Annotated in this window: 13 protein-coding genes; 5 read left to right on the top strand and 8 right to left on the bottom strand. The window is 42.8% G+C overall.

What is annotated here, in order from left to right:
• Positions 1-99 precede the first annotated feature (99 nt).
• The gene (gene guaA / locus HWQ47_RS08915) at positions 100-1,677 is read right to left on the bottom strand and encodes a glutamine-hydrolyzing GMP synthase (protein ID WP_269970789.1); all 1,578 of its coding nucleotides are present in this window, start codon (positions 1,675-1,677) and stop codon (positions 100-102) included.
• A gap of 129 nt (positions 1,678-1,806) precedes the next feature.
• On the bottom strand, positions 1,807-3,279 hold the full coding sequence (gene guaB / locus HWQ47_RS08910) for an IMP dehydrogenase (RefSeq protein ID WP_269970788.1): 1,473 nt from the start codon (positions 3,277-3,279) through the stop codon (positions 1,807-1,809).
• 120 nt (positions 3,280-3,399) lie between these two features.
• Between guaB and xseA the strand changes: the two genes are divergently transcribed.
• Positions 3,400-4,728, top strand: coding sequence for an exodeoxyribonuclease VII large subunit (gene xseA / locus HWQ47_RS08905; RefSeq protein ID WP_269970787.1), 1,329 nt, complete (start codon positions 3,400-3,402; stop codon positions 4,726-4,728).
• 6 nt (positions 4,729-4,734) lie between these two features.
• On the opposite strand, the gene HWQ47_RS08900 is transcribed toward xseA, so the two are convergent.
• The gene (locus tag HWQ47_RS08900; protein WP_269970786.1) at positions 4,735-5,628 is read right to left on the bottom strand and encodes a LysR family transcriptional regulator; all 894 of its coding nucleotides are present in this window, start codon (positions 5,626-5,628) and stop codon (positions 4,735-4,737) included.
• A 147-nt stretch (positions 5,629-5,775) separates the two neighbouring features.
• Here HWQ47_RS08900 and HWQ47_RS08895 point away from each other — a divergent pair, with 147 nt between their 5' ends.
• Both HWQ47_RS08895 and HWQ47_RS08890 read left to right on the top strand, forming a co-directional pair.
• Complete coding sequence (locus HWQ47_RS08895; protein WP_269970785.1) at positions 5,776-6,219, top strand: DoxX family protein; 444 nt, start codon at positions 5,776-5,778, stop codon at positions 6,217-6,219.
• 36 nt (positions 6,220-6,255) lie between these two features.
• A complete protein-coding gene (locus tag HWQ47_RS08890; RefSeq protein ID WP_269970784.1) occupies positions 6,256-6,951 on the top strand; it encodes a pirin family protein in 696 nt (231 codons plus the stop codon).
• 416 nt (positions 6,952-7,367) lie between these two features.
• Here the strand turns inward: HWQ47_RS08890 and HWQ47_RS08885 are convergent, their stop codons facing one another.
• A complete protein-coding gene (locus tag HWQ47_RS08885) occupies positions 7,368-8,582 on the bottom strand; it encodes a hypothetical protein (RefSeq protein WP_269970783.1) in 1,215 nt (404 codons plus the stop codon).
• A gap of 349 nt (positions 8,583-8,931) precedes the next feature.
• On the opposite strand from HWQ47_RS08885, the gene HWQ47_RS08880 reads away from it, so the two are divergent.
• Positions 8,932-9,207 carry a potassium channel family protein gene (locus HWQ47_RS08880; protein WP_269970782.1) on the top strand — a complete coding sequence of 92 codons (276 nt, stop codon included), beginning with the start codon at positions 8,932-8,934 and terminating at the stop codon, positions 9,205-9,207.
• A gap of 90 nt (positions 9,208-9,297) precedes the next feature.
• Here HWQ47_RS08880 and HWQ47_RS08875 read toward each other — a convergent pair whose 3' ends face one another.
• A complete protein-coding gene (locus HWQ47_RS08875) occupies positions 9,298-9,762 on the bottom strand; it encodes a GNAT family N-acetyltransferase (RefSeq protein ID WP_269970781.1) in 465 nt (154 codons plus the stop codon).
• 415 nt (positions 9,763-10,177) lie between these two features.
• Here HWQ47_RS08875 and HWQ47_RS08870 point away from each other — a divergent pair, with 415 nt between their 5' ends.
• On the top strand, positions 10,178-10,873 hold the full coding sequence (locus HWQ47_RS08870) for a class I SAM-dependent DNA methyltransferase (RefSeq protein ID WP_269971706.1): 696 nt from the start codon (positions 10,178-10,180) through the stop codon (positions 10,871-10,873).
• A 95-nt stretch (positions 10,874-10,968) separates the two neighbouring features.
• On the opposite strand, the gene HWQ47_RS08865 is transcribed toward HWQ47_RS08870, so the two are convergent.
• From HWQ47_RS08865 to HWQ47_RS08855, 3 genes are all read right to left on the bottom strand, one after another.
• The gene (locus HWQ47_RS08865) at positions 10,969-11,517 is read right to left on the bottom strand and encodes a class IV adenylate cyclase (RefSeq protein ID WP_269970780.1); all 549 of its coding nucleotides are present in this window, start codon (positions 11,515-11,517) and stop codon (positions 10,969-10,971) included.
• A 201-nt stretch (positions 11,518-11,718) separates the two neighbouring features.
• The gene (locus tag HWQ47_RS08860; RefSeq protein ID WP_269970779.1) at positions 11,719-12,345 is read right to left on the bottom strand and encodes a hypothetical protein; all 627 of its coding nucleotides are present in this window, start codon (positions 12,343-12,345) and stop codon (positions 11,719-11,721) included.
• Positions 12,346-12,702: 357 nt separating this feature from the next.
• Positions 12,703-14,025 (bottom strand): D-serine ammonia-lyase, encoded by a 1,323-nt coding sequence (locus tag HWQ47_RS08855; RefSeq protein WP_269970778.1) that lies wholly within the window; start codon positions 14,023-14,025, stop codon positions 12,703-12,705.
• Positions 14,026-14,041 lie beyond the last annotated feature (16 nt).

The raw sequence follows: 14,041 nt of genomic DNA, 5'->3' as shown, positions 1-14,041 counted from the left end.
GATAACGTTATTTAAGCTTTAGATATCGTAATGACAAAAGGGTTAGCGTAACAAGTACCCTAGCCCTTTTACTTCTCTTAAAATAATCACTTTAAGTGATTATTCCCACTCGATAGTCGCAGGTGGCTTACCTGAAATATCATAGACAACGCGAGAGATCCCATCGACTTCATTGATAATACGGTTCGATACACGACCGAGGAAATCATAAGGAAGATGTGCCCAATGGGCTGTCATAAAGTCAATGGTCTCAACTGCGCGCAGTGAAACAACCCAATCATATTTACGGCCATCACCCATCACGCCAACTGAGCGTACAGGTAGGAACACAGTAAATGCTTGGCTGACTTTATTGTAAAGATCGGCTTTGTGCAGTTCTTCGATAAAGATAGCATCGGCAAGACGAAGTAGATCGCAATACTCTTTCTTCACTTCACCTAATACACGCACACCTAGACCCGGTCCAGGGAATGGATGACGGTAAAGCATGTCATATGGCAGACCTAGCTCTAGACCAATCTTGCGCACTTCATCTTTAAACAATTCACGCAATGGCTCAACTAACCCCATCTCCATATCATCTGGCAATCCGCCGACGTTATGGTGTGACTTAATGCAGTGTGCTTTACCGGTTGCGCTGCCAGCTGACTCAATCACATCTGGGTAGATAGTGCCTTGAGCAAGCCATTTAGCATTGGCACATTTCTTAGATTCTTCATCGAAAATCTCGACAAAAACACGACCGATGATTTTACGCTTAGCTTCAGGCTCAGCTTCACCTTGCATCGCATCTAAGAAACGGTTTTCAGCGTCAACATGGACAATCTTAAGTCCGAAGTGATCGCCAAACATATCCATCACTTGCTCAGCTTCATTGAGACGAAGCAAACCATTGTCAACAAATACGCAGGTCAACTTGTCACCGATAGCACGGTGAAGCAACATAGCCACAACGGATGAATCTACACCACCAGATAAGCCCAAAATCACTTCATCGTCACCAATCTGTAGCTTCAGCTTCTCGATTGCATCTTCGATAATTGATGACGGTTTCCAGTTCGCTTCACACTGACAAATGTCCAATGCAAAATGCTCAAGCATACGCATACCCTGACGAGTATGCGTCACTTCTGGGTGGAACTGTACGCCGTAGAATTTTTTATCTTCGTTGGCCATTGCTGCATAAGGGCAAGTTGCAGTGGTCGCAACAGTCACGAAACCTTCAGGGATCTCAGAGACTTTATCACCGTGGCTCATCCACACATCTAACAGCGGCTTACCTGAATCACTGATTGCATCTTCGATACTTTTGAACAGTTCAGACGAAGTCTGAAGTTCAACCTGTGCATAACCAAATTCACCTTCACCTACGCCTTGGATAACCTTACCACCAAGCTGTTCAGACATGGTTTGCATGCCGTAACAGATCCCAAGAACTGGGATACCCGCATTGAAAACATACTCTGATGCACGTGGAGAGTCTGCTGCAGTTACACTTTCAGGACCACCGGCTAAGATGATGCCATTTGGCGCGAACTCTTTAATTTGTGCTTCAGAAACGTCCCAAGCCCAAAGTTCACAGTAAACACCAATTTCACGAATACGACGTGCGATCAATTGAGTGTACTGAGAACCAAAATCTAAGATTAGGATCTTATGCTCATGAATATTGCTCATGGAGAAACCTTTATTTTGTCTAAATGGCCAATATCTACCTTAGCTCGTGTTGAGACTAAGATTGACTAAAATGGATTAACAAACGGGCGACCTAATGTCGCCCGTTTCAATCATCTTTTACAGATTAAATTATGAACCAAAGCTATAGTTCGGTGCTTCTTTGCTAATCACCACATCGTGGACATGAGATTCGCCCATGCCTGCAGACGTGATTTTTACAAATTCTGCTTTTTCATTAAGCTCTTTAATGGTTGCACAACCGGTAAGACCCATGCATGAACGTAAACCGCCCATATGTTGATGGATAATCTCTTTCAGCTTGCCTTTGTAAGCAACACGACCTTCAATACCTTCAGGCACAAGTTTGTCAGCAGCATTGTCACTTTGGAAGTAACGATCTGAAGAACCTTGAGTCTGCGTCATTGCACCCAATGAGCCCATACCGCGGTAAGACTTATAAGCACGACCATTATAAAGCTCTGTTTCACCAGGCGCTTCATCCGTTCCAGCAAACATAGAACCGGCCATGATGCATGATGCACCAGCGGCTAAGGCTTTAGCTAAATCACCAGAGAAACGAATACCACCATCGGCGATAACAGGAATATTAAGATGTTTAATTGCTTCAGCTGCATCTGAAACGGCTGTTATCTGTGGCACACCGACACCCGTAACAATACGAGTAGTACAAATAGAACCAGGACCAATACCGACTTTAACGGCATTAACACCCGCTTCTACTAACGCCAATGCACCTTCAGCGGTTGCCACATTGCCACCCACAATTTGAAGATCGGGGTATTTGGCTCGAGTGTCACGAATACGCTGTAATACGCCTTCAGAATGACCATGTGAAGAGTCAATAAGTAAAATATCAACACCTGCAGCAACTAAAGCATCCACACGCGCTTCATTACCAGGACCAGCGCCAACGGCGGCACCAACACGCAGACGACCTAACTCATCCTTACATGCATTAGGCTTACGCTCAGCTTTTTGGAAATCCTTCACTGTAATAAGGCCTTTAAGCTTAAAATTAGTATCAACCACTAACACCTTCTCAACACGATGAGAATGCATAAGCGTTTGAACTTCATCTAACTTAGTACCTTCAAGTACCGTCACAAGGCGATCTTTAGGCGTCATCACTTGATCAACGGTACGAGTCCAATCAGTGATAAAACGCACATCACGACCAGTTATGATACCCACAAGTTCATGTGCGTCATTCACGACTGGGTAACCAGCAAAACCGTTTTTCTCAGTCAGTACTTTAAGTTGCTCGAGTGTAGTGGTCGGCGTCACAGTGACAGGTTGTTGAACAATACCCGCTTCGTAAATTTTAACCTTACGAACTTCTTCGGCCTGTTGCTCAATGGTCATATTCTTATGAATAAAACCGAGTCCACCTTCCTGAGCGATCGCGATCGCTAAGCGAGCTTCAGTCACAGTATCCATGGCTGCAGACACTATAGGTGTGTTCAGTTCTATCGTATTAGTCAGACGAGTCTTGAGAATGGCAGTATTAGGGAGAACGGTAGAGTGAGCTGGAACCAGCAACACATCATCAAAAGTAAGTGCTTCTTTTTTTAATCTTAACATGCAACATCTCCCCAAGAGAGTAGTAAATAAAGGTGAAAATATTGCGGCGAGATTATACCTTGCATATTTGGCTTGGTAAATGGAAAATAGTAAAAAAGTGCCATTAAGCGTGAAAAACTGATGAATAAGCCAAAAAATAATGTTTACACCGTCTCCCGTCTCAATGGCGAGGTTCGCCAACTTCTCGAAGGAGAATTGGGTAAAGTTTGGCTAAATGCAGAGATATCGAACTTTGCAGCCCCCGGTTCAGGCCATTGGTACTTAACACTCAAAGACCATTTCGCGCAAATTCGCTGCGCCATGTTCAAAGGCAAGAATCGCTCTGTCACCTTTAAGCCCATCAACGGCCAACAAGTATTGGTAAAAGGGGCGATCAGTGTTTATGAGCCAAGAGGCGATTATCAACTTATTCTCGAATCTATGATGCCAGCCGGGGATGGCATGCTAGCCCAGCAGTATGAAGCCTTAAAGATGAAGCTCGCAGCGGAAGGCCTGTTTGCCACCGACACCAAACGTCCAATGCCGACTAATATCAGTAAAATTGGCGTGATCACCTCAGCCACTGGAGCAGCACTCCGAGATGTACTCAATGTATTAGCCAGACGCGATCCCTCCATCGAAGTGGTGGTTTATCCTACCCAAGTTCAGGGCGAGCCCGCAGCAAAACTAATCTGCCGCGCCATCGAGCTTGCTAATGCCAGACAAGAAGTCGATGTGTTACTGCTCAGCCGTGGTGGTGGTTCTCTTGAAGATCTCTGGTGTTTTAATAGCGAAGATCTCGCCCACGCCATCTACAACAGTGCCCTACCCATCGTATCAGCCGTTGGTCATGAAGTGGATACCACCATCAGCGACTATGTCGCCGATGTAAGGGCACCCACTCCTTCAGCAGGCGCAGAGCTGCTTTCAAAAGATGCCGACGACAAAGCACACAAGCTGGCAGCGGGTTTATCTCGATTAAAGCAAAGTTGGCAGCACTATCAGCTGAAAACTATTCAAAGAACCAGCAATCTTGAAAACCGTCTCCACCGACACGATCCTAAGCGCACACTGGAGCAGTTCGAACAAAGGTTTGATGAGATGCAGTTACGCCTTAACGCTGCACTCAACACTCGATTACATACCTTAGCCATCAAGCAGCAAAACTTGCACCACAGACTGAGCCAACAATCTCCCGAGCACAGGTTAACCCTTGAATCCAAGCGCCTCGATTATTTAACAACACGATTAAACGATGGCATGAAAGACAAGTTGCATGATGTCGAAATGAGATTAAAAAACAGCGCCCATCAACTGCAAACGGTCAGCCCGCTTGCCACACTAAGCCGCGGTTACAGCATCACACAAGACGAGTCAGGTAAAGTGTTACTGGATGCTGCAGATATCAAAACAGGCGATCTGCTCACCACAAGATTGCTCGATGGTGAGCTACGCTCAAAAGTTATTTAGTTAACCTCAAATCCCCCATTCAATTTCACATAACTTTTGTTTAAACCAATCGAATGCTCTACCTTCATTGTCTTTATGCCAGGCAATGAAGATATCTTGATTTGATCTCGGAATTGCGCAGTTTTTCTCGACTAACAGGCCTTTATTTATGTAAGGGCGTGCCATATGCTCAGGCAAAAAACCAATCGCTATCCCTTCAACTTGAGCGAGTAATTTAGACTCCATAGAGTTAACTCGTATCACTTGTCGACTCTTAAACAAGCCGCTGTCTCTCACGGGAAGTAACTGCGAAGAGTCTGACACCACGACCGCTGGGTACTCGCTTAATAATGTGCTTGCGAGCTCACCTTCAACACTTGCCAATGGATGATTGGGGGAAACAGCAAAAACAAATGAAATGGAACCTATCTTATGGGTTTGGAACAAACCTTTAGGCAACTCTCCAGTCACGCCAATGACAATATCAGCACGACGACTATGGAGGGCATCCCAGCCGCCCCCTAATACTTCCACCCCGAGATTGAGCTCCACATTTTGTTTAAGTTTATTAAACTCTTTAATGACTGAGAAAAGGGGAGATTGTGGAATGATGGTATCTCGTGCAATTCGAATTTTGCTCTCCCACCCCGATTCAAGTTGTTGTACCGAATCCATTAAACGATGAGTGGCTAACAAGATATCCCTACCGTGATCTAATACCAATCGTCCTGCCGGCGTTAACTGCGCCCTTTGTTTTGACCTATCAAAAAGAGCAACATTCATATCCTGTTCTAACTTCTTAATGGTATAGGTCAACGCAGAAGGCACTTTATAGAGTGACTCAGCTGCTGCCGCAAAGCTGCCCTTTTTATCAATGGCGTCCAGAGCCCTGAGCGCGTCAATGGTAATGGCGTGATGCATACTTCTCCACATTCAAATAATTTGAACTAAATGTACAAATCATTCCAATTTTATCTTCAATCTAACACATCTAAACTTGGTTTCAATGCTTGAGGAGTATCGAACTCTTAGCAAGAAACAGACATTTAAACATTTGAGGAAGAGAACATGAAAGCACTAATCAAAAGAGTAACAGAATCAAAAGCAGGTTATGCCGCACTCGCGCTAAGGATCCCTGTAGGAGTGATTTTTATGGCACATGGTTCACAGAAGCTATTTGGTTGGTTTGGCGGCTATGGCCTTGAAGGTACTGGCCAGTGGATGGACTCAATCGGTCTTGGCCCAGGTATGCTGATGGCATTCTTAGCTGGAAGTGCAGAATTTTTCGGTGGTCTAGCTCTATTGCTTGGCTTGCTGACTCGCCCTGCTGCACTACTAACGGCATTTACCATGATGGTAGCGATCTTTGCAGTACACTCTGACAATGGCCTATTTATGTCAAACAACGGCTATGAATTTGGTCTAGTACTATTGGCTGTCAGTATTTCACTCGCATTCTCAGGCGCTGGTAAATTTGGCCTAGATAGCGCTATCGTAAACAAACTCGCTTAAATAGCATTAATAAGGTTTAGCCAAAGGAGAAAGAATATGATCACAGTACGTCACTCACAAGACCGAGGCCGAGCAAACTTTGGCTGGCTAGACAGCAAACATACATTTTCATTTGCTAACTATTACGACCCACAACACATGGGGTTTTCAGAGCTGCGCGTGATTAACGACGATGTAGTACAGCCGGGAGCTGGTTTTGATACTCACGACCATCGAGATATGGAAATTATCAGCTATGTTATTGAAGGTACTATCGAACATAAGGATAGTGAAGGTAACATTCAGAACCTTCCCGCTGGTGAATTTCAATTGATGTCGGCAGGAAAAGGCGTTTATCACAGCGAATACAATGGCTCTATTGATGATCAATTACGCTTTTTGCAAATTTGGATCCAACCGAACTCTTTTGATGGTAAACCGGGATATCAACAAAAAAACTTTGGCCGTCAGATTGGCTTAACGACCATAGCGTCCCCAACCGGTGAAGATGGCACATTGCTCATTAAGCAAGATGCCAAGTTACATCAATTGATTCTAGATACACAGTCACAACTCACATTTGAGATAGAGAGAGGCCGTCGAGTGTACGTTCATCTAGTATCCGGACAGCTGTCGTTAGACTCCACTGAACTTAAGCCAGGCGATGGAGCAAAGGTCGAAGAGCAAGCTCAACTGTTTTTTAAAAATACTGGCACCGAACTGGTTACTGCACTCATATTTGAGCTGCCATAACCAATAGAGATTCAGACAGGACTTTTTTGACTCAGAATCTACTTCCGATATTGTGCAATCGAATGCTTTAAACTATTAAGCTTTACTCTTTCATCACTTCACCTTTAGCAAACTTTTGAGTGATGTCAGTCCCTTTGAATATCTGATGCCAGTGCTCAACGACTTCTTCGTCAGTCCAACAATTAAAATCACGCATAGAACATGGCTGGCACTATAAACTCCCTCTATAAACTCCCTCTATAAACTGCCATTGGGTTCATTGGGCTGGATTGGTATTTGGTGATTTGCTGAATACCATAGCTTCGTTGATATCAATTTCTTACAGAAGACATTAAATGATAATGATGGACAACCTTCCCCCACACATTCAGCCACTCACTGAACGTGGTTGTACTCCATCATTTGCACGTGACAAGTTAGCCTCCTGCTGGAATGCCTAAAATAGCAATTGAAAATGCCAATAGGGCCAGAAAACCGTAGCCAAACGAACGTCTAAGCTCACTGCGATCACGCGCAATTAAACTTGCGACCACACATTGCAGCCCATAAAAAAGTGCAAAAGCGCGTGAGGCTAAAGTAATAATAGACAGAACATCCGTTTCCCAAATGACAAACACCGATGCCAAACCGATGAGGATATAAGCACGCTTTGGGGTGATCTTCTGATGCGTTGTATCGCTGATTAACCCGCTAGCACCTATAGAGTCGGCAACGGATGCACTAAACTGGCTAGCAATCGCTCCCCCCATGACAATAAATGGTAACCAAGGTGTTACCCGACCTAATACTTCTATAACGCCCGCGACATCAGCTTTTAAAGGAAAATAAGGAAATAGAGGCACCATCAAAATAAAGAAAACGACATACACAATTGAAGAGATTTTTTGCGATCGTTTCATGGCAGAAATTCTCGTTTCAGCATCGTACATCTGTCCCATGAATCGCGTAATTTCAAACCCTTGAACTATGACTAACAAGCCCATCACGAAACGGAGAGTATCCCAATCATAGGCATGATCTTGCTTAGCGGCAGCACTCCAGCTGTATCCATTCGGTAAATCAAATCCAAAAATCAGCAAACCGATGAGCATAGCTGCAATAGCGGCTAGATTTGCGCTAACTGTGTATTTTTCAGCTTTCTCAACGCCTGATAATCCTTTAAATGTGCCAACTGCACAGATTAGAACCACGATAGCACTAGCAATCACTTTACCTAAAAATGGGTCATCCAAGCCCAATAGTTTAAAACTAAATACTGACAACAAGACTAAGTAATAGCCGACAGAAATAAAATATGCACCAATGAGAACCAAATGAGACAAAGTTTCTACAGTCTTGATCCCAAGACTGATTTTAGGAGATTTAAACATGGTATCACCGAAGTGAATATTATATCTGATCGCTCCGCCTATCAAATAAGTTAGTGCTGTCAACACTATAATCGCCAATACAGCCCAAATTCCGATTGCACTTGCAAGCAGTGGCACTGAAACTAAAAATCCGCTACCTATAATTGAAGCAAGTGGAGTCACGGTAGCGGACCATGCTTTTTGATTTGTTAATTTAGGAGTGATGAGTAACACAAATGAAACGATAAATACTGCCACGATAACAAAGTTAATAATACTCATGATCCCTGAGCCATCAATATTATTGAACTGAAGGTAATCCAAAATATATAAAATATGACTTTTTTCATTTTACTCACTCCTGATAAGAGACAAGATTAATAGTGAACAAGCTCACTACACCTTAAATTAAAATCAGGAACGAGTAGATAAACAGAAAGTACTATAGTTGACAGCAACTATGATTGTCGCTGCTGCTTTCTCCGTGGTACTTACAGAACTCAGTGGTAAAGCACTTGTTGGCATTATTTGGCTATCTAGTTAATTATCTTTGCAAAACAGCAGGTTTACATTTATTCAAATATTTTCGTTGGGCGTTTACCTTATGTCCCCAATATTGATAATGATGGTTATGTTAATCGTATTTTTAGGGCTAATGGTTGGACACATTGAATCCTGGAGCAAATTTGATGCGATATATTGGGCCTTTATCACAGCTTTAACTGTTGGATACGGTGATATTAAGCCGCTAAAAAAAGCATCAAAGATAATCTCTGTGTTTATCGCTGCTTTTGGAATCATGCTTGGCGGAATTCTCGTTGCGATAACAGTAGAGACCTCGTCCAGTGCTTTCAACAATCAAATCCAGTACCAAACTCAGCCTAAAGCTCATATTCAAGCAACATAAACTGAGTTTGTAGCAAGCTTTCAATATGCTATTGGTTTACAAAGCCTTTTAACATATGTGCCACACCATACTTTAAACAAGGGACATTTATCAATAGATACAACACATGACTAACTCACCATTGTGGTCTTGCTCACCATTGAAAGCAAAGCCGAGTTGTTGGTATAGCTTGATGGCATGAAGGTTGTCAGCATACACACTTAAATAAAGTTCATTGACGCTATAACGTTGATATAAATAACTCATCACTAACTCAGCAAAACGTTTACCCAGTCCTTGACCTTGAAAGTGAATATCAATTAAAAATCGATCAAACCAAATCCGCTGTTGCGGTTCATGAAACTCACCAAACATTGCAAAACCAACAAGTTGCTGGTGATAATATAATGCTACGGGAATAAAGCGATGCTCATGTTTCGCTTCCGCTAAACAATCACTGATGGTTTCAATAAACCCTTGCTGTGCTGGTGCTAGAGATAACGCTAATAATGGCATTAAATTGTCGTCATTGACCGCGACAATGACACAATCATCTCGTAGGTAAAGGGATTGCATACTCTACTCTCTATGGCAAATTGGGCTCGATTATACGTAAACTCAAATTGTCTCCCACAGATATTGCTTAGTTATGTGTGCTTTGTCACTCAGGCGTGCTTTTGATTGCCAAACTCAAGGTTAAACAATTTCACAACAGCTCATCATTCATTAGCCCAGCTTCATCTGGATATGAGCTTAGACAAACAGGGTAAAACTATCAAGAGATGGTTATAAGAGGCTCTAAAAGGTTTGTTGCATCACAATCTTGATAAAATCATCAGCTGAACCACTCTCTATCCACTTCGCAATTTAGGGCGATTAATATAATATTCGCCACCCTTTATTTTGCTGGTAAAACCCCTTGTCCCTCACTCAAAATAGAAGTACATCTTCAACCGCGTTATATTCTGACTTATCCGACTACTACGATTTAATGTGTGCGGACATCAATTACCAAGCACAAAGCGATCATATCCGCAGATTACATCGACTATTCGGCAATGGTGGTATCGCCCATTTGGATCTAGCTTGTGGTACAGGACCTCATATTCGACACTTTATCGATAGTGGGTTTCAAAGTCGTGGATTAGATATCAATCAGCCCATGTTAGACTTAGCTCAAATGCGCTGCCCAGAGGCTGAGTTTATCTTAGGGGATATGTGTGACTTTTACGTTGAGCAACCATTAGATTTAATCAGCTGCTTTCTTTACTCCATTCACTACAGTGATGGGATTGAAAAATTGAATGACTGCATCTTTAGTGTGTACAACGCACTCACTGAGAAGGGAGTATTTTGCTTTAATACCGTGGGCAAAAGTGAGATAGATAATAGCATCTTTGTTAGACACACTGCTGAATATGGTGACAGTCACTTTACCTTCACTTCAGGTTGGAATTACTGCGGAGAAGGTGAGAGGCAATCACTGAAACTCTGCATTGAAAAAAGTACATTAGATAATACTCAAGTTTGGCATGATGAGCATCCCATGGTAGCCATCGGTTTTGATGAGCTAGAGCAACTATTACAACCCTATTTTGAGGTGCATATTTTTGAACATAATTATGACAAAATCGCCCCTTGGGATCAGGTTTCTGGTAATGCTATATTTGTTTGCGTAAAGCGCTAACAAATCAGCTCTGTACCATGGACGATAAGGTGCACTGCTATCGTCCATGGTACAGAGAGATCCCAATGTTATCTAATATATTAAATATCAAGTTGTTACTGATTTTCAGTGAATAGGGTGCGATATGATTTGTGCTCAAGATCGGCAGTATTGAGGCTGAATTTTCGCGCTAAACCTTCCAGCTCGTACCTATAAGCTTCAAGCTGAGATTCGTCATTAGTCATAATCGCAAACTCAGCAAAATCGCCAATCCCTTCAAGATAATCTAACGTGATATGAAACTGGCCAATAAAATAAATGCTGCGTGTTTTTTTCATGACAAGAGAAACTTGGTAGCCCATATTCATCAACATGCTTTTAGCAGCATCAGAATTGGTAATATTGGTCGCCTCACAGCGATCGAGCTCAGGCCCTTTAACAATCCACAACTTGATGCCAAATGGTTCAACTTCTCGTATGCAAAGGCTCTTTTTCTCCGACAGAAGCGTCTGCTCTGGCGTATCAAAATACCAATCTGAATCCGTATTGTCCTCAAACATTATCTCATAAGAGAGCGTATTTAATGTTCGCAAAAAATCAGTTTTCGAATTCAACCGATACTTAAGCTCAACTTCATATTTACCCTTAAAATGCTCCACACTCATTCCAACACCTATATGTTCTGTTCAACTTAACATTACAATCTAAAAGCCAAATAAGCTTAATATTAAGATTTGATAAATAAAAATGAACCAAGCTTCACACAAATAAAGAGGCCAAAGCGAATTTACTTTAACCTCTTTAATGAGAAAAAGATCAACACCCGTAAGCGTCAATGAAACACTCTGGTTTAAACCGTGTTCAGATTATTTGGCCAGCTCTTCAGTTAAATTACCGATACCGTAACTAACGAGTTTAACATCGGGGCAGTCATTAGAACCATGACCGCGGTCTCGAAATAGGGATGACTTAAGGTGGGTTAACTCATGGGCAAGCGTATTGATTAGTGCGCCGCGATCTACACCCTCTGCTGCATACCATAGATTGATCCTTGAAGGCTGTATCGCCACTCTGTTACGTGTATGGTCAGTATCGGATCTTTGAGCTTGAGCGATGGCCATCCAAGGATCTTTAGGGTTAACCGAAAATACTTCTGGTCTCTGTTTCTCCAACAAATGGTACACCTCACTGCCAGAGATAAAGTCTTTAGAGTCGCTAGCCTTCAAATCACAGCTGGCCAGCCACTCTTGTGACATGACTCGCGCTTTAAAACCTTCACTCATCCACACGGAACAAACTGTCTTTGCCGCCCCAAGAATGGCTAGCTTTTGCTTTGCGTTTAAATTCTGAACGCCAATATCAAAACACCCCCCTGGCACTTTTACATAACTGCCAGGTGCTGGAGTCATTATTGGGTCATCATAACCTCGCCATGCTACCCAAGAACAACCTGTCAGCGCTATAGTAATCAAAAACAATAAAATAAATCTCATTATTACTCCCTTAATGAATGGTAAAGAAAATATAGAAATGATGATTTTGTTTCGATGTTACGCCTACGGTACATTGCCACCATTATTAGCTAAAATATCGACTGAGACACGATTAAGCAAGCCAAAAACCCTGAGAGCAAGCTTAATCAACTGCTTTTACCGAAATTACCAATACAATACTTCAACAGGAGACCGCGATTAATATTGATGACTTACTGTGCAAAACAATCAGAACTTAGGAGGGAGAAAATAAGATAAGCGTTAAGCTCAGAGCAGTTGAAGGGAAGTAGAATAGATCTCACGAAAATAAATTTATGACAGAGTTAAGACTTAAAGTCTTAACTCTGCTAGGTCTATTTAGCTTGCCGATCTGGCTAAATATTTAGCCATCTCTTCTGTCGGCACCATTCCGCCACCAGTTGCCCATACCAAATGGGTAGAGTTCGCCATCATTTGAGGTGTAAGCCCCATACGAATCTGATACTCTGAATCAGCGCTCACTCTGAGCGCTCCTGGCATACCCGCTAATGCTGACGGCTCTAGTTTAATACTCTCACTCTTATCAAGTAGTCCGAGCAGATCATACATATGCTGATCACTTAACGTGTAGTAGCCATCTAACATACGCTCCATCGCACGGCCAACAAAGCCTGATGCGCGACCGACAGCTAAGCCATCTGCGGCGGTAATGTTATCAATACCTAGGTCTTGTACTGCAATACCATCGTGCAAACCCGTGTGCACCCCAAGTAACATACAGGGTGAATGAGTTGGTTCAGCAAAGAAACAATGAACATGGTCGCCAAATGCAAGTTTAAGCCCAAAAGCGACTCCGCCAGGACCACCACCTACTCCACAAGGCAGATAAACAAACAGCGGATGCTCAACATCAACTGGGATCCCTGAGGTCTCAAATTGAGCTTTCAATCGTTCACCTGCCACAGAGTAACCTAAAAATAATGTTCGAGAGTTTTCGTCGTCGATGAAAAAGCAGTTAAGATCTGACTCTGCAGCTTTACGACCTTGCTCAACAGCAACACCATAGTCCTGCTCATATTCATGTACTATCACGCCATGGCTACGCAGTTTATCTTTCTTCCACTGCCTTGCATCCGCAGACATATGGACGCTGACCTTAAAGCCCAGCTTAGCGCTCATGATGCCAATAGACATACCCAGATTACCCGTTGAGCCTACTGCAATACTGTAGTCGCCAAAGAAGCTGCGCATCTCATCAGTGAAAAGCATCTGGTAATCATCTGATTCTGTTAATTTCCCCGCCGCGATAGCCAGTTTTTCTGCATGAGTGAGAACTTCATAAATACCACCTCGCGCCTTGATAGAACCAGATATAGGCAGATGGCTGTCTTTTTTCAGCATCAGTTGACCAGCGATCTTCTGCCCATATTGATTTTCTAGTGCCATCTTCATCTGCGGGATTGCCACCATTTCAGACTCTATAATGCCCTTAGTCACTGCGGTTTCAGGAAACGCTAGAGCTAGGTATGGCGCAAAGCGCTGCAAACGAGCGCTAGCATCGGCTACATCATCTTCATTCAATCCTACAAAAGGTAATGCTTCAGCCAAGACTGTCGCTTTAGTCTCAAACCAGCTGACTTCTTCAAGCTTAATAAGCTGATTAAGCAAAGGGAAATCTTTTATTAGTTGTACAGTATTCATTATTTTAGATCCACTC

The sequence above is a fragment of the Shewanella sp. MTB7 genome (genome assembly GCF_027571385.1).
Classification (GTDB): Bacteria; Pseudomonadota; Gammaproteobacteria; order Enterobacterales; family Shewanellaceae; genus Shewanella.
The sequence above is the reverse complement of the archived record's forward strand: the minus strand, read 5'-3'. Positions and strand labels throughout refer to the sequence as shown.